This is a genomic window from Kribbella soli (genome assembly GCF_004331345.1).
In the GTDB taxonomy this organism is placed as follows: Bacteria; Actinomycetota; Actinomycetes; order Propionibacteriales; family Kribbellaceae; genus Kribbella; species Kribbella soli.
In genome coordinates this window covers 1,676,054-1,691,475 of the sequence record NZ_SJJZ01000003.1, presented here as the reverse complement: position 1 = coordinate 1,691,475, position 15,422 = coordinate 1,676,054, and the positions used below count along the sequence as shown (strand labels likewise).

General features: G+C 69.7%; 12 protein-coding genes. 7 read left to right on the top strand and 5 right to left on the bottom strand.

The window, feature by feature from the left end:
• The coding region (locus tag E0H45_RS30860; protein WP_165546650.1) for a phosphoadenosine phosphosulfate reductase domain-containing protein at nucleotides 1–315 on the bottom strand (315 nt) is incomplete at its 3' end.
• A 2-nt stretch (nucleotides 316–317) separates the two neighbouring features.
• Entirely contained in the window at nucleotides 318–896 is a 579-nt protein-coding gene (gene cysC, locus E0H45_RS30855; RefSeq protein ID WP_131343697.1) for an adenylyl-sulfate kinase, read from the bottom strand.
• Nucleotides 897–972: 76 nt separating this feature from the next.
• On the opposite strand from cysC, the gene E0H45_RS30850 reads away from it, so the two are divergent.
• Nucleotides 973–1,692: a 4'-phosphopantetheinyl transferase family protein gene (locus tag E0H45_RS30850; protein ID WP_165546649.1), complete on the top strand. Its 720-nt coding sequence runs from the start codon at nucleotides 973–975 to the stop codon at nucleotides 1,690–1,692.
• Here E0H45_RS30850 and E0H45_RS30845 read toward each other — a convergent pair.
• Nucleotides 1,683–2,444, bottom strand: a complete 762-nt coding sequence (locus E0H45_RS30845) for a sulfotransferase-like domain-containing protein (protein WP_131343693.1) — start codon at nucleotides 2,442–2,444, stop codon at nucleotides 1,683–1,685. The genes E0H45_RS30850 and E0H45_RS30845 overlap by 10 nt on opposite strands.
• Entirely contained in the window at nucleotides 2,441–3,424 is a 984-nt protein-coding gene (locus tag E0H45_RS30840) for an aldo/keto reductase (RefSeq protein ID WP_131343691.1), read from the bottom strand. Before E0H45_RS30840 ends, E0H45_RS30845 begins: the two co-directional genes overlap by 4 nt.
• 94 nt (nucleotides 3,425–3,518) lie before the next feature.
• Between E0H45_RS30840 and E0H45_RS30835 the strand changes: the two genes are divergently transcribed.
• Nucleotides 3,519–4,241 carry a Crp/Fnr family transcriptional regulator gene (locus tag E0H45_RS30835; protein WP_131343689.1) on the top strand — a complete coding sequence of 241 codons (723 nt, stop codon included), beginning with the start codon at nucleotides 3,519–3,521 and terminating at the stop codon, nucleotides 4,239–4,241.
• Here E0H45_RS30835 and E0H45_RS30830 read toward each other — a convergent pair.
• Nucleotides 4,228–5,475: an alpha/beta fold hydrolase gene (locus tag E0H45_RS30830; protein ID WP_131343687.1), complete on the bottom strand. Its 1,248-nt coding sequence runs from the start codon at nucleotides 5,473–5,475 to the stop codon at nucleotides 4,228–4,230. The genes E0H45_RS30835 and E0H45_RS30830 overlap by 14 nt on opposite strands.
• 121 nt (nucleotides 5,476–5,596) lie before the next feature.
• Here E0H45_RS30830 and E0H45_RS30825 point away from each other — a divergent pair, with 121 nt between their 5' ends.
• The 5 genes from E0H45_RS30825 to E0H45_RS30805 all read left to right on the top strand — a co-directional run bounded on the left by E0H45_RS30825 (nucleotide 5,597) and on the right by E0H45_RS30805 (nucleotide 15,422).
• The gene (locus E0H45_RS30825) at nucleotides 5,597–5,863 is read left to right on the top strand and encodes an acyl carrier protein (protein ID WP_165546648.1); all 267 of its coding nucleotides are present in this window, start codon (nucleotides 5,597–5,599) and stop codon (nucleotides 5,861–5,863) included.
• Between the two features lie 79 nt (nucleotides 5,864–5,942).
• Entirely contained in the window at nucleotides 5,943–11,648 is a 5,706-nt protein-coding gene (locus E0H45_RS30820; RefSeq protein ID WP_131343684.1) for a non-ribosomal peptide synthetase, read from the top strand.
• Nucleotides 11,642–12,955 carry an MFS transporter gene (locus E0H45_RS30815; protein WP_131343682.1) on the top strand — a complete coding sequence of 438 codons (1,314 nt, stop codon included), beginning with the start codon at nucleotides 11,642–11,644 and terminating at the stop codon, nucleotides 12,953–12,955. The genes E0H45_RS30820 and E0H45_RS30815 overlap by 7 nt, the downstream gene beginning before the upstream one ends.
• Entirely contained in the window at nucleotides 12,952–14,436 is a 1,485-nt protein-coding gene (locus E0H45_RS30810; protein WP_131343680.1) for a condensation domain-containing protein, read from the top strand. Before E0H45_RS30815 ends, E0H45_RS30810 begins: the two co-directional genes overlap by 4 nt.
• Entirely contained in the window at nucleotides 14,433–15,422 is a 990-nt protein-coding gene (locus E0H45_RS30805; RefSeq protein WP_131343678.1) for a diiron oxygenase, read from the top strand. The genes E0H45_RS30810 and E0H45_RS30805 overlap by 4 nt, the downstream gene beginning before the upstream one ends.

Sequence of the window (15,422 nt, the reverse complement as noted above, 5' to 3'; positions counted from 1 at the left end):
CCCGTCGGTGCGCTCGCGCAGCCGGCCGTCGGCGATGTAGTCCTCGACCTTGGCCACCTCGAGCTTCAGCCCGAGCTGCTCCACGACCGCGTCCCGATAGGCCAGGACCTCGGGGAAGTTGTGGCCGGTGTCCACGTGCAGCAACGTGAACGGCACCCCGGCCGGCGAGAACGCCTTCCGCGCCAGATGCAACATCACGATCGAATCCTTACCACCGGAGAACAAGATCACCGGCCGCTCGAACTCCGCCGCAACCTCACGGAACACAAAAATCGACTCGCTCTCCAACGAGTTCGGAACCAGTACGTCGGTCATGGTCAGACCAACTCGTGCGTGGTCAGGTACTCGATGACTGCCGCGACCGACAGCGAGACGTCCTCGCGGTCGGTGTACAGCCGCAGCTCCGGCGCGACCGGCGACTCGTACGGGTCGTCGATCCCGGTGACGCCGCTGATCTCGCCGCGTCGCTGCCGGGCATAGAGCCCCTTGACGTCGCGCGCGACACACGATTCGACCGACGCGGCAGCATGGACCTCGACGAACGGGAGCCCGGCGCGTTCGTGACTGGCGCGTACCTGGTCACGGGTCTCCCGGTACGGCGCGATGGACGCGACCAGGACCGTCACGCCGTTCCTGGCCAGGAGTTCGGCGAGCCAGCCGATCCGCCGTACGTTCTCGTCGCGGGCGGCCCGATCGAAGCCGGAGCTGCCGAACACCGCGCGGATCTCGTCACCGTCGAGGATCTCGACACGGTGACCACGCCTCGCGAGAACCTCGGCGGCGGCTCGGGCGACGGTCGACTTGCCGGCGCTCGGCAGACCTGTCAGCCACAGCGTCACGCCACCGGCGCCGGCTCGTTGCGATTCGGTCTTCGTGGCCTGGAGCTCTGTCAGCATGCGTCCTCCTGGTGTGAACTTGACTCGGGTCTCATCGGTGACCAGCTCGCAGCGGAACGCCGCTACAGTGAGGCGCATGAATGCGCCCGCCGTCCATGTGTGGTGGGCACGGCTCTCGCAGGTGCACGGATCGCTCGACGCGGCGACGGCTCGGCTGCTGGCGCCTGCGGAACAGACCAGGGCCGCCGCCTACCGGACGTCCGACGACCGGCTCCGCTTCCAGCTCGGTGTGGCCGTCACGCGGTTGGTCCTGGCCGCCGAACTGCAGTGCGCCCCGGACGGTGTCCGACTCGATCGGACGTGCCCCGACTGTGATCAGCCGCACGGCAAGGTCCGAGTGACAGGGCCGCGCACCGGATGGGAGTTGTCGATCTCGCACTCGGGCGATCTCGTCGGGGTTGCCGTGGGCACCGTCGCGCCGCTCGGGCTCGATGTCGAGCAGGTCCGTGCGGTGGAGATGGAGAGCATGGCCCCACTGGTGCTCACGCCGTCCGAGCAGCGTCAACTGACCTCGACGGCCGACTTCATCAGGTACTGGACCCGCAAGGAAGCTGTGGTGAAGTCGACCGGGGACGGCTTGCGGCAACCACTCAACCTGGTCACCGTCACCGCACCGAGTGAGCCTGCCCGCGTGGTCGGCTGGACCGGCCGTGAGCAGGTGGCCGCCGGGATCGGGCTGTACGACCTTGCCGACCGGCCGGGTCACTCGGCGTCGCTCGCGATCCTCAGCACGGACGATCTCACGATCGTGGAGCACGACGCAGAACCCTTGCTGCAGGCGTGGACTCACCGCTGAGCCCCTCCGACGGACGTCCTGAGCCGGTATCCGGCGAGGCGGTCGTAGTGTGGCATCTGCTCGTCGACCAACTGCTGAAGGCGAGTTGCCGTCGCGGCGTCCACGTCGTACGTGCGCCGGCGTGGTGACAGACCGGTACTCTGCTCGACGTCACGATGCCAGGCGGCCGTCTGCTCCCAGACGGGTTGCCCGCCCGGCTGCCAGGTCAGTGCCTCCGGAACATGCGGGAGGCCGACCGCGCGGCAGAAGGCCTCGACCATGGCATCGGGCTCCGCGACGAGGTCGTCGCCGTCGATGACGATCGGCGTCCGGCCGGTGCCGGCCCGGACCTGGTCGAGGATCTCGGCCAGGTACGCGAAGCCGGCTTCGCTGCTGGTCAGTCGCGAGTTCATCGCGTGGTGGGAAGCGATGGCATCGGCGGGGTGCCGGATCATGAAGGCGTGGGTCAGGTCGGCGGCGAACCGTTCGTCCGCGAGCAGGTCGTCGTACCGGTAGTCGGTCGTCTCCTTGACGAAGAACCGTCGCCCGGCCGATGCCTGTTCGAGCAGTACGTCGAGAATCTCGCGTGCGGATCGCAACTCCCGGCCGGCCAACTGGTAGACGCCTTGCGCTGCCAGATACGAGAACGGTTCATGGACGACCTCGAGATCACCCCGCTCGATCATCACTCGGGCGAGTGCCGTCGACCGCGAACGCGGCACGGCCCAGACGACCACTGGCCTAACCGCCGCACCGCTCACTGGGCCGGTCACTGCGACCACTCCGTCGGTACCCGGTCCCACCGATGCCGGCGCAGTTCGGCCATCAGCTCGGCCGGCAGTGGCTCGGCCGTACCGGTCGCGAGGTTCGCCTGCACGTGCCGGACGGACCGCATCCCCGGGATGACCGTGCTGACGGTCGGGTCCTCGAGGATGAAGCGGAGCGCGAGCTCAGGCATCGTGACCCCGGCGGGCACGACCTTCGCCAGCCGCTCGGCCCGGGTCACACTCGCCTCGAGATTCTCCGGAACGAAGTAGCTCGATCGCCAGTCACCCGCGGGCCAGGTGGTGTCGCGGGTCAGGGTGCCGGTCAGCGTCCCCTCGTCGAACGGCACGCGGGCGACGACGGCGACGTCGAGTTCGCGGCAGGCCGGGAAGAGTTCGTCCTCGGGCGCCTGGTCGAAGATGTTGTAGATGACCTGGACGGCGTCGATCAGGCCGGTCTCCAGGGTCTTCAGGACGTTCCACGGTTCCCAGCGGTTGACGCTGATGCCGACGCCGCGGATCAGGCCGCGCTCCCGCATCTCCTGGATGGTCCGCTGCCAGCCCGGGTCGGTCGCCCAGCTGTCTTCCCAGACGTGGAACTGCAGGAGGTCGATCGCCTCGACGCCCAGGTTGTCCAGGCTCATCCGCAGGTACGACCACAGATGGTCGTCCGGGAAGACGTCGGAGATCCGCGCACCCTTGGCCGACGGCCAGACCCGGTTCTTGGGCGGCACCTTGGTGGCGACGGTGAGGTTCCGGCCGGGATACCGGCGGAGCAGTTCGCCCAGCAGTTGCTCGCTGTGGCCGCGGCCGTAGATCCAGGCGGTGTCGAAGAAGGTGCACCCCAGCTCGACGGCCGTGTCCAGCGCCACCGCGCCGGACGCGTCGTCGGCACCGGTCCAACCGCCCTCGCCGCCGGCGATGCCCCACATGCCGTACCCGACCTCACTGACCGGCCATCCCAACCGGCCGAAGCGCCGCTCCCGCATCCCTGCCTCCTCGTGATCGACCAGACACCGCTCATCGACTATTGTCAGTATCCGTACATGACTATAGTTGTCAATCGAGCTGGAGGCGAGAGTGATGGCTGGTCCGGCCGGTGCACCGGCACAGTTGGGACATCCGGAGCTGGGACGAGGGCTGCGCGAGCTCATCGAGAGCGGGGTGCTGCCGGCCCGTCTGGACCGGCTGCCGGCGCGGGCCACGGTGCGTTCCCCGGGCAGCACCGAGGATGCGGTGTGCCTCATCCGTGGTGGAGTGGTGAAGCAGAGCCGCGCAGCGGCCGGCGGGCGCAACTGCGTCGTCGCGCTGCACGGCCCCGGCGACGTGTACGGCGACGTCCGCCTGGAGCCCGGCCTGTGGCAGGACACGCTGGTGGCCGTCCAGCCTGTGCAGCTCTGGAGACTCCGGGCCGGGGACTTCCGGACGGCAGTCGTCCGCAGCGGCCTGCAAGCGGCCTATCTCGAGACGCTGGCCCGGCGGCTGGCCGAGCAGCAGCAGATGATCTCCGACCTGGTCACGCTCGACAGCAGGCACCGGCTGGCGGCGACGCTGGCACGCACGGCCGCCCGTCTCGGCGTCGCCGGCCCGGGAGGCATCTGCCTGGACTTCCGTCTCACCCACGAGGAACTCGGCGCCATCGTCGGCACGACCAGGTCGCGGATCAGCCGGTTCCTGCGGGAGTTCCGCGAGAGCGGGCTGGTGCATCGCCGAAGCGGCGTACTCGTCGTCCCGGATCTGAGCCGGCTGACCGCGTTCGCCACCACGGATCCGGCCCTCGAGGAACGCCGGCTCATCGCCAGCTGATCTCCTGGGTGGCCGGCCGCGGAGCGATGCCGGCGAACAGGTCGGTCAGCAGTTCGGCCACCAGGTCCGGCCGGTCGTGCAGGAGGAAATGGGTGCCTCCGGCAACCGTGGCGAACCGGGCGTCCGGGATCGTCGCGGCGACGCGGGCGAACCGCGGGAGTGAGACCTGCTCGTCGTACTCGCCGGCGATGCACAGGACCGGCGGCCCGGCCGGCGGGAGCATGGCGAACGGGTCCTCGGAGAAGAGCTGGAACAGCTGGTGCGCGTAGCGACGGAGCCTGATCCCGTCCCGGACCGGGGCCCGTAGCAGGTCGTTGAAGGCCGGATCGACACCTGCCAGGGCAGCCCGCCCGGCTGCCTGCCGATCCCCGTCCGGTCCGGCGGACGGACGTCCGACAGATCCGGAGACCATCACTGCCAGTTGGTCGGCGAGCTCCGGCTGGTTCTCCACCGTCCGGCACATCGTCTCGATGACCCGCTCGTACGCCGAGTCGTCGGCGCTGTCGGCGCCGAGCTGCTTGAAGGCGCCGTTGAGCATGGTCAGCGAAGCGACGAGATCCGGTCGGAGGTGAGCCAGACGCGTAGCGAACCGCGCTCCCGTGCACCAGCCGACCAGGTGATGCGTGGAATGACCGAGGTGATCGAGCACGCCCTCGAGTCCGGTCCGCAGTTGATCGACCGACAGGCCTTCGGGCCGGACGTCGTCCTCGAGTACGCCGCCACACTGGAACAGCACGACCCGGCGGGGGAGCAATCGGTCGATCAGCTCGAACCAGAAGTCCGGTGCCTGTGCGAGAGCGTTGATCAGCACGACCGGCGTGCCTCGGGTGCCGACCGTCGCGAACCGCATGCGTTCGCCTCCGACTGCCAGTTCCTGCCAGTCCAGATCGGGCTGAGCGCTCGGCGGGGTGGTACCGCTGCGGGCGATCAACGCCGCCAGATCTTCGGCCGGAGTGGCGTCGAGCTCGGCCAGCCGCCCGGCCGCGTCGTCCAGGCGAGCCGTCAGCAGCCGGTCGACGGCGTTGGCCTCGGCGTCGTCCCGGGCGGTGACCAGGGTGAGTCCGAGGGCCGCACCGATCTCGGCAACCATCCGGGATCCGTCGCCGAGCTCGACGCCCGTGGGGACCAGGATCCGGATCTCGTGCTCTCGCAGGTACTCAGGGCATCGGGGTCGCAGCTCGTGAACCAGTGCGGACACGGCTTGCTCGAGAGTCGTCAGCACGCTGTCGGTCATGGCTGTCACCTTGGCCGAGACGGGGGCTGCTGTCTGCTCACTAGTGCACAGCGCCGGCCCGGATCTCCGCCGTACGGTCGCTACCACTTCTGGTCACGCGCACCCGTGGAGGAATTCGGACATGGAACAGCTTCAGCAGACCTGGCCGGCCGCTTTCGAGGAGACGGTCCGCTCGCTGCTGCCGGGTCACCCGGCTGAGCAGCCGCTGCCGCCGAACACCCCGTTCCGGTCGATCGGGCTCGACTCGCTCGGTGTCATGACCCTGGTCATGCGGCTGCAACAGCGGTTCGGTGTGCGGTTCGCGCCGGCCGTCCTCGCGATCGCGAACTTCGAGACCCCGGCGGCCGCGTGGAAGACGGTCAGCGCGGCAATTGATGACAATAGTTGAGTTTGCACTGTTACTTCAGTCATGATTTGGCTAGGCTCGGCGGCAGTGAACGGATCAGGCCGAGGCAGGAGCGCAGATCATGGACACAACGCAGACCGGGCTCGAGGCCTTGCGCATCGAGCTTCCCGTCGACGGGGGAACGTCCGGGGCGACCAGCTCGGTGGACGCCGTCGAGGTTCCGCTGCCCAGCGGGACGCTCGAGCGCGCGGCCGAGCTGACCGCGCTGATCACCGGGGGTCCGGCTGAGCCGCTGCCGACCCTGTACGCCGCTTGGGCGACCCTCCTGCATCGGTACAGCGGGGCGCCCGATCTCGTTGTCGTCGCCGGTGCGGGTGGAACCACCGGCTGCCGGTCGTTCGGCTTCACCGACGGCACCAGCTTCCGGCAGGTCGTGGAGACGGCGGCCGACCGGCCCGAGCCGCTGCTGATTCCCGGCGACATCGCACGCTTCTCCGCCGGGGTCTGCGAGGACAGCTCGATCATCAGCGCCGTCCCTGCCGATCTGGTGCTCGGCATCGACTCCGACAAGGTGGTCCTCGGCTACCGGACCGCCGGCTTCTCCGTCGACGCGGCTTCCCGGATCGCAGGGCAGTTCGCCGCGCTGCTCTCGTCGGCGCTGGACGCGCCGGGCGAGTCCGTACGGCGGCTCGGCTTGCTGCCCGCCGACGAACGCAGCCGTCTCCTGATCGACTGGAACGACACATCCGCCGCCTATCGGGACGACGTCACCATCGCGGACCTCGTCCACCAACAGGCAGAGCACGCCCCCGACGTCGTCGCGATCGAGGTCGGCCAGAACCGGTGGACGTACGGCGAGCTCGACCGGGACGTCACCGCACTCGCCGTCGCGCTGCGGACCGCCGGCCTGCGTCGCGGTGCCCGGGTGGCGCTGCTGCTCGAGCGGTCCGCCGAGTGCATCATCGGATTCCTGGCGATCGTCCGGGCCGAAGCCTCCGCCGTACTGCTCGATCCGGAGAACCCCGATGTCAGGTTGACCGCCGTCCTCGACGACGCGGCGGTCGCCGGCGTCGTCACCCGGAAGTCCTTGTGGCACCGTCTCGCCGGCCACCACGCCGCGATCGCCTGGTGCGTCGACGATCCCGGCTCGTCGCCGCGGCTCGACGGGGGCGAAATCTCCGACGAGGCAGGGGTGGTCTTCTACACGTCCGGCTCGACCGGCGAGCCGAAGGGAGTACTGATCCGGCACCAGGCCTTCGCCAACATGGCCGAGTGGAGCCGGACGGCGTACCAGATCTCCGCCGGCGACCGCGTCGCCTGGGCGTCGTCGCCCGGGTTCGCGATCGCGGCGCAGGAGTGGATCGCGATGCTGGGCGTCGGCGTGACCATCTGTATCGCGGCTCCCGAGACCGCCGCTGCACCTTCGGCGCTGCGTGACTGGATCCTGGCCGAGCGGATCACGGTCGCCGTGCTGGTCGCACCGATGGCCGAGCGGCTCTGGTGGCTGACCTGGCCTGCGGACGAGGTCGCGCTGAGGTACCTGTTCGCCACCGGCGCGCCGGTCCGGCGATGGGCGCCGGCCGACGTGCCGTTCGAGCCGGTCGTCTTCTATGCCACCACCGAGACGCTGGTGACGACGTCCTGTTTCAACGCGGCCGCCGGCCTGCGCGCGACCTCCAAGGGCGTTCCGGCGTCCGAGCGTCGCCGTACGCCGCTGCCGGTCGGGAAACCGATCGCGAACACCCGGGTCTACCTGCTCGACGAGGCCGGGCACCCGGTTCCGATCGGGGTCATCGGCGAGCTGCACATCGCGGGCGCCGGCCTTGCGCTCGGCTATCTCGGGAAGCCCGGTCTCACCAGCGAGCGTTTCGTCCGGCACACCATCGCCGAGGAGCCCGGCGAACTGCTGTACCGCACCGGCGACCTCGCCCGGTTCCGGGCGGACGGCCTGCTCGAGATGGTCGGCCGGGCCGACCTGCAGACGAAGGTCCGCGGCTTCCGGGTGGAGCCGGAAGCGGTCGAGAGTGCGCTGGAGTCGCTGCCGACGGTCCGTGAAGCCGCGGTCGTAGCCGGTCCGGACGCGACCGGCGAGACCACTCTGGCCGGGTACGTCGTGCCGGAGGCCGATTTCGGCCCGGACCTCGCGGCGCAGATCCGCGACGAGCTCGGCCGGCTGCTGCCGGCGTACATGGTTCCGACGGCACTGGTCCTGATCGACGCTCTCCCACGCCTCACCAACGGCAAACTCGACCGGAAGGCGCTGACGGCCGTACCCACGACCGCCGACCGCCGGTACCTGGCGCCGCGCACCGAGACCGAGCGCAGGATCGCCGAGGTCTGGGCCGAGGTCCTCGGCCTCGACCGGGTCGGCGCCGATGAGGTCTTCCTCGAGCTCGGCGGCCATTCGCTCGCCGCCATCGACGTCACGTCCCGGCTTCGTGAGGAGTTCGGTACGACGATCGGCCTGCACGAGCTGTACTCCGCCGGCACCGTGGCCGGCGTCGCGGAAGTGCTTGCTGCCGGCAACCGAACCGGCGACGGGGCCGAGCCGGATCTGCCGGTTGTGGTGCCCGACCCGGCACGCCGGCACAGTCCGTTCCCGCTGACCGACACGCAGTACGCTTACTGGATCGGTCGGGGCGACGCCGTGGAGTTGGGGAACGTCGGGTGCCACGGCTACTTCGAGTGGCAGAGCGCCGAGCTCGACGTCGACCGCCTCAAGCAGGCGTGGGACCTGCTCGTACGGCGGCACGAGGCGCTCCGCCTGGTGATGCTGCCGGACGGTACGCAGCAGGTGCTCGCGGACCCGCCGCCGTACGAGGTCGAGGTGCTCGACCTCAGCGGTCATAACTCCGCGGAGGCCGACCGCATCACCGGCGAGTTGCGCGAACGTCTTGCCCATCATGTGTTCAGCGTCGACGAGTGGCCGTTCTTCGATGTCCGTGTCACCCGGCTCCCCGGCGGGCAGACCCGTCTGCACCTCAGCTTCGATCTGCTGATCTGCGACGCCTGGAGCTACGTCCAGCTGCTGATCCCGGAGTTGGTGCTGTTCTACGAGGACCCCGGCCTGCAGCTGGAGCCGCTGGAACTCACCTTTCGGGACTACGTGCTCGCCACCGAAGGCGCGGACGAGGACGCGCCGGCGTTCGAGGCCTCCCGGACCTACTGGATGGACCGCATCGACTCGTTGCCCCCGGCACCTGACTTGCCGACGGCGCCGTCCGGCGATCAGGCAGCACCGACGTTCAACCGCCGTGCCGACCGTCTCGAGCCGGACGAGTGGACCCAGTTGCAGCAGCAGGCTAGCCGCCGCGGTGTGACTCCGACCTGCCTGCTCATCACCACCTTCGCCGAGGTGCTGCGGACCTGGAGCAAGAGCGACCGGTTCACCGTCAACTGCCCGTTGTTCAACCGGCTCCCCGTCCACCCGCAGGTCCACGACATCGTCGGAGACTTCACCACCACCTCGCTGCTCGCGGTCGAGCCCGTCGGCGGATCGTTCGCCGAGCGTGCGCGAGCCGTCCAGCAGCGGATGTGGGAGGACCTCGAGCACCGGCACTTCGGCGGCATCCAGGTGATGCGCGAACTGGCCGCTCGCGAGCGCGACCGCGTCCGGGCGTCCTTCCCGGTCGTCGTGACCAGTCTGCTCGGCCAGCCGCCGCGCCGGACGGCGACGGCGATCGGCGAGTCGGTGTACTCGATCTCGCAGACGCCGCAGGTGTCGATCGACTTCCAGATCTGGGAGGACAACGGCGCGCTGACCTACAACTGGGACAGTCTCGACGCGCTCTACCCGGACGGAATGCTGGACGACATGTTCGAGGCCCACCGGGGCCTGGTCCGCTGGCTGTTGTCCGACGAGAACCACTGGGACGACGAGCCGCCGTCGTTGCTGCCGCAGTGGCAGCGGATCCAGCGGAACGAGATCAACGACGCCGCCCGGAAGACGTTGTCCGGTCCGTCGTTCCTGCACACGCCGCTGTCGGAGCATGCACGTCGTAGGCCGGACGCGCCGGCGGTCATCACCCTCGAGCGCACGGTCAGCTACGCCGAGCTCGACGCGAGCGCGAACCGGCTCGGGCGGTTGCTCAGAGCCGCGGGCGCCGTACCGAACCAGCTGGTCGCGATCCATCTCGACAAGGGCTGGGAACAGATCGCGGCCGCGCACGGAGTGCTCGCGTCCGGAGCGGCGTACCTTCCGATGGACGCCGCCTGGCCGGTGGATCGCCTGCACCGGCTGGTCGATCAGGCCCGGATCGAGATCGTGGTGACGCACTCCGCGCTGGTCGCCGGGGCGGAGTGGCCGGAGCACGTCCGGGTCGTCTGCGTCGACCGCGATCTCGAGGACGGCGACCCGCGGCCGCTCGAGCCGGTTCAGCATCCCACCGATCTCGCGTATGTGATCTTCACGTCCGGCTCGACCGGTACGCCGAAGGGCGTCATGGTCGATCATCGCGGGGCGCTCAACACCATCGTGGAGGCGAACCAGCGATTCGGCGTCGGCCCGGCGGACCGCTGCTTCGCGGTGTCGCCGCTGCACTTCGACCTCTCGGTGTACGACGTGTTCGGGATGACCCAGGTGGGCGGCGCGGTCGCTGTCCCGGGGCCGATGCCGTTCCCGCCGCACTGGCTGGATCTGATGGACCTGGCCGGCGTCACGTTCTGGAACTCGGTCCCGACGCTGCTGGAGATGGCGGTCGCCGAGGCCGAGGCGTCCGGGACCCGGGAGGCGTTCGAGCCGCTCCGGACGGTCGTCCTGGCCGGCGACTGGATTCCGCTGCAGTTGCCCGACCGGATCCGGGCACTGAACCCGCGGACGTCGGTGGTCTCCTCCGGCGGCCCGGCCGAGACCTGCATCTGGTCGGTGATCTACCCGATCGGTGAGGTCGGCCTGGACTGGCCGAGCATCCCGTACGGCAAGCCGATGGCCAACCAGCGCTACCACGTGCTGGCCCCGGACCTGTCGCCGCGACCGACCTGGGTGCCCGGAGAGATCTACACGGCCAGCGAGGTCGGCCTGGCTCAAGGCTACTGGGGCGACCCGGAGCTCACGGCACGCAAGTTCATCGACCTGCCGGGACCGGGGGGAGGCCGCGCGTACGCCTCCGGCGACCTCGGCCGGTACCTGCCGGACGGCAACATCGAGATCCTCGGGCGGGAAGACTTCCAGGTGAAGGTCCGCGGAGTGCGGATCGAGCTCGGTGAGATCGAGGCCGCCGTCCGGTCCTACCCCGGGATCGATGCCGCCGTCGCGGTGGCCGGAGGACCGACGGGGGACTCGTTCCTGCACGCGTACGTCGTGTGGGCCGCCGGACGGACCGATGACCTGGACGGCCTGCGGGAGCACCTGATGCTGATCCTCCCGGGCTACATGGTGCCGCATCGGATCACGGCCCTGGACGAGCTGCCGCTGACCCGGAACGCGAAGGTCGACCGGCTCGCGCTGAGCAAGGGTGCCGCGGAGACGGTCGAGCCGGTTCCGGAGTTCGTCCCCGCCGGCACCCCTGTCGAGCAGGTCATCTGCGCGTTGTTCGCGGAGGTGCTCGGGCAGGAACAGGTCGGCCTGACCGGCGACTTCTTCGTGCTGGGCGGGAACTCGCTCACCGCCGTACGCCTGGTCACCCTGCTGGCAGAGATTCTCGGGCCGCAGCTGTCGATCCAGCAGCTGTTCGCGGCCCGGACGGTCGAGGCCGTGGTGACCGCGGTTCTCGCCGACCCGATTTGCCGCCCCGAGGTGGAAGCCCTGGCGACGGCCTTGCTGGAACCCGGCTCGGACGGGTGGAACGAACCTGTCCCCACCACAGAAAAGGACACATCGACATGCTGACAGGACAATTGTGGACTCACCCGGACTTCAAGCGGTTGTGGTTCGGGCAGAGCCTGAGCAGTTTCGGTGACCGCATCTCGCGGATCGCCCTGCCGACCCTGGCACTGCTCACCCTCGACGCGACGACCTTCCAGGTCGGTCTGCTGGCCGCGTTCGGCGTGCTGCCCTACTTGCTGTTCGGCCCGTTCGCCGGGCTGCTCGCGGACCGGGTCGCGCGTCGTCCGCTGCTGGTCGTCGCCGACCTCGGCCGGCTGCTCTCGTTGCTGAGCCTTCCGCTGGCCCACGTCGCCGGGCATCTCACGCTGACCCACCTGATGATCGTTGCTGCTGTCAACGGTGTCCTGACGGTCTTCTTCGACGTCGCGTACCAGTCGTACATCCCGCACCTGGTCGGTCGCGAGCACATCGTGGAAGCGAACGGCAAGATGTCCTTCACCCGGTCCGCCGCCGACGTCGGCGGCGCGGCCCTCGGCGGTGGCATCCTGCAGGCGCTCGGAGCCGTCGTGGCGGTCGTTGTGGATGCCGTCACGTTCCTGATCTCGGCCGTGTCGGTCCTGCTGGTCCGCGACCGCGAGGACGTCCGGACGGCCTCCGGCCAGAAGCCGGGTGCGGTCCTGGACGACCTCAAGGTCGGCTTCACGACGATCGGCGGCGACGCCCGGCTGCGGACGTTGATGTCGGCAACCGGTGTGCTCAACCTCGGTGGTGCCGCGGCCAGCGCGCTGGTCCTGGTGTACGCGTACCAGATCGCCGGGCTGAGCCCGCTGCAGGTCGGTATCGCGTTCGGGTGCGGAGGTCTCGGGCTGCTGGTCGGTGCGAGCACCGCGGCCAAGCTGGCCGAGAAGCTGTCGCTGAGCACGGCGCTGATCGTGACGATCGCCGCGTCCGGTGCGTCGAGCATCGTGCTCGCCGCGGCCCCGGTGTCGGCTGCCTTCGTGGTGCTGATGTTCTGCCAGTTCGTGGCCGGTATGGCGAACTCGACGTACAACATCCACGTCCTCAGCCTGGTGGCCGGCATCACGCCGTTCGAGCTGCTCGGCCGGGTCGGCGGGACCGCTATGTCGGTGGTCCACGGCAGCGGCGCTCTGGGTGCAGCCCTCGGTGGCACCATCGGTGCGGCGCTCGGTGTCCGGGCGACGATCGGTGCCGCGGGCGGCCTGATCATCGCCGTCGCCGTCCTGGTCGCGCTCAGCCCTGTGCGGTCGATCCGGAGTCACCCCGGCGACGAAGAAGCCGCACCCGCCGCGGAAGCGGCGGCGGAACCTGTGCAGGCTGCCGACGAGTCCGAGAAGCAGCCGGTGCGATGACGAGCTCTCTGTCGCAGTTGGTGAAGCTCTCACCGGATCAGCGGCGGGAGGCAGTGGGCCGGTTGCGGTGCCAGGCCGGGGTCGGTCCGGCGCCGTCGGCTCCGGCCGCGCCGCTGATCCGGCGGACGGCACGAGATGCCGAGCCGCCGGTGGCCTCGCATTTCCAGGAACAGTTGTTGTTCCTGCATGTGCTGCACCCGCGGAGTGCGGCGTACAACATTCCGTTCCGGGCCCGGATCAGCGGTTCGCTCGACATCGCGACGTTCAGCGAGACGATCGCCCGCATCACCGCGCGGCACGAGGCGCTGCGGACCCACCTGGAGCTGTTCGACGGCCGGACGGTCCAGCGCATCGCGCCGGCCGGCCGGCCCGTTGTACCGGTGACCGATCTCAGCATGCTGGCCGCCGGCGAACGCGCGGAAGCGCTGCGGCTGGCCGTGGCGGCGGCGGTCCACGAGCCGTTCGCCGTACGCCAGGGGCCCTTGGTTCGCGTGCAGTTGGTGCGGCTGAGCGACTCGGAGCACGAGCTGATCTGGGTCGCGCACCATGCCGTCGCCGACGGGCAGTCGCTGCACGCGCTGGTCCGGGAGATCGCCGCCACCTATCGCGCGGTGTCCGCTGCCGGCGGACCGCTGCCCCCGTTGCCGGTGCAGTACGCCGACCTCGCGGCCCACCAGCGCGAACGGCTCACCGATGATCGGCTGGCCGCGATGATCGAGCACCGGAGGCCGCTCCTGGAGGGCGCTCCCGATTTCGACCCACCGACCGACCTGCCGAGGCCGGCGGTGCAGGACTTCGCCGGCGCGATGCTCGAGTTCGAGGTGCCGGACGCCGTCGCGGAGCGGCTGCACGAGGCCGGGCGGAAGTTCGGGGCCACGTTGTTCATGACGCTGTTCGCCGCCTACCGGGTACTGCTCGCGAGCTGGACAGGGCAGTACGACCTGACCATCGGGACGTCGGTGGCGGGCCGCGGATCGCCCGACACCGATCAGCTGATCGGTCCGCTGCTGAACGTCGTACCGACGCGGATCGCGGTGGGTTCCGACAAGACGTTCCGATCCCTCGTGGAGCAGGTCAGGGACGGGATCAGCGAGGCCATGGACTACCAGGAACTGCCGCTCGGGCAGCTCGTGCGTGGCCTGGCTCCGCCGCGGGACCCCGGCCGGAACCCGTTGTACCAAACGATGTTCGACGTCAACGAGTGCGGGCCAGGTCCGCAGGCCCTGGCCGACGATCTGACCCTGACGCAGCTGCCGATCGCACTGGAGGTCTCGCAGATGGACGTCGCGGTTGTCATGGCCAACGAGCTCGACACGCTGACCGGCCGCTTCGAGTACCGGAGCGCGTTGTTCCGCGAGGAGACGATCAAGGCCCTGAGCGACGCCTTCCTGCGGCTGCTCGCTGCCGTCGGCAACAATCCGGACGCCCGGGTGGCGGACCTGCTCGGAGTCGTTCCGGCACCCGCTGGAGTACGGCGATGACGACGTTCGCGGGGGAGGACACGATCGGACTGGCCACCCTCAAGCGCCTGGCCGACACCTGGCCCCGGCGTGCCGCGGTCCGCCGCGACCTGGCGATCGAGGGTGAGGCCAACGAGTACGACGCGACGCTGCCGGACTATCCGGCGCAGCTGATGCCGTTCGCGGAGCACCCGGACTTTCTCGCCGCGTCGCCGGAGCAACGGGCCCGGGTCGTGTCCGGGATGTGGCTGGGCTACAACCAGCGGGTGATCGCCACCGAGTCGCTGATCGCGAACCCCGCGTTCGAGCTGGTGATGCGCGGCGTCTTCCCGGGCAGCGAAGACAGGGTGATCCAGCAGACGGTGCAGCAGTCGCTGGTGGACGAGAGCTTCCACACCTATATGCACATGATGGCGGTCAACCGGACGTGTGACCTGCGGGGGATCGACGAACGCCCGAAGCTGCCGACCCTGATCACCTACCGGCGCCTGCAGGCCGTGCTGGCCGAGATGACCGAGCAGTGGCAGCGCGACGTCGCCGTGCTGGTCTGGGGCGCGGTGGCCGAGACCTGCATCAACGCGCTGCTGGGGCTGATCGCCCGCGACCCCGTGGTGCAGCCGATGCACTCGCTCATCACCAAGCTGCACCTGCGCGACGAGTCGGCCCACGGATCGGTGATCGTCGAGGTCGTCAAGATTCTGTACGCGCGCATGAACCAGGCCCAGCGCGACGTACTGGCCCGGTGCCTCCCGCCGGCCCTGGAGTCGTTCGGTGTCCAGGACCCGGTGGCCCTGCGGGTCGAGCTGCAGAACGCTGGAATCGCCAAGGCCGCCGACATCGTCGCCGACATCGGGCGCGCGGGTTCGGGCACGAAGCTGGTCCGTGACTACTCCGGCACCCAGCGACTGGTGTCCGAGCTCGGGCTGACGGGGCAGATCGAGTTCGACTTCCCCGACCGGCCCGACTGGGCGCTCACCCCACCACTGGACGGGCTGGAGGAACGCTGA

Excerpts from the sequence above, each read along its gene's own strand:
- cysC (WP_131343697.1), bottom strand. The coding sequence starts at position 896 with ATGCTGACAGAGCTCCAGGCCACGAAGACCGAATCGCAACGAGCCGGC.
- E0H45_RS30850 (WP_165546649.1), top strand. The coding sequence starts at position 973 with ATGAATGCGCCCGCCGTCCATGTGTGGTGGGCACGGCTCTCGCAGGTG.
- E0H45_RS30840 (WP_131343691.1), bottom strand. The coding sequence starts at position 3,424 with ATGCGGGAGCGGCGCTTCGGCCGGTTGGGATGGCCGGTCAGTGAGGTC.
- E0H45_RS30835 (WP_131343689.1), top strand. The coding sequence starts at position 3,519 with ATGGCTGGTCCGGCCGGTGCACCGGCACAGTTGGGACATCCGGAGCTG.
- E0H45_RS30830 (WP_131343687.1), bottom strand. The coding sequence starts at position 5,475 with ATGACCGACAGCGTGCTGACGACTCTCGAGCAAGCCGTGTCCGCACTG.
- E0H45_RS30825 (WP_165546648.1), top strand. The coding sequence starts at position 5,597 with ATGGAACAGCTTCAGCAGACCTGGCCGGCCGCTTTCGAGGAGACGGTC.
- E0H45_RS30820 (WP_131343684.1), top strand. The coding sequence starts at position 5,943 with ATGGACACAACGCAGACCGGGCTCGAGGCCTTGCGCATCGAGCTTCCC.
- E0H45_RS30815 (WP_131343682.1), top strand. The coding sequence starts at position 11,642 with ATGCTGACAGGACAATTGTGGACTCACCCGGACTTCAAGCGGTTGTGG.
- E0H45_RS30810 (WP_131343680.1), top strand. The coding sequence starts at position 12,952 with ATGACGAGCTCTCTGTCGCAGTTGGTGAAGCTCTCACCGGATCAGCGG.
- E0H45_RS30805 (WP_131343678.1), top strand. The coding sequence starts at position 14,433 with ATGACGACGTTCGCGGGGGAGGACACGATCGGACTGGCCACCCTCAAG.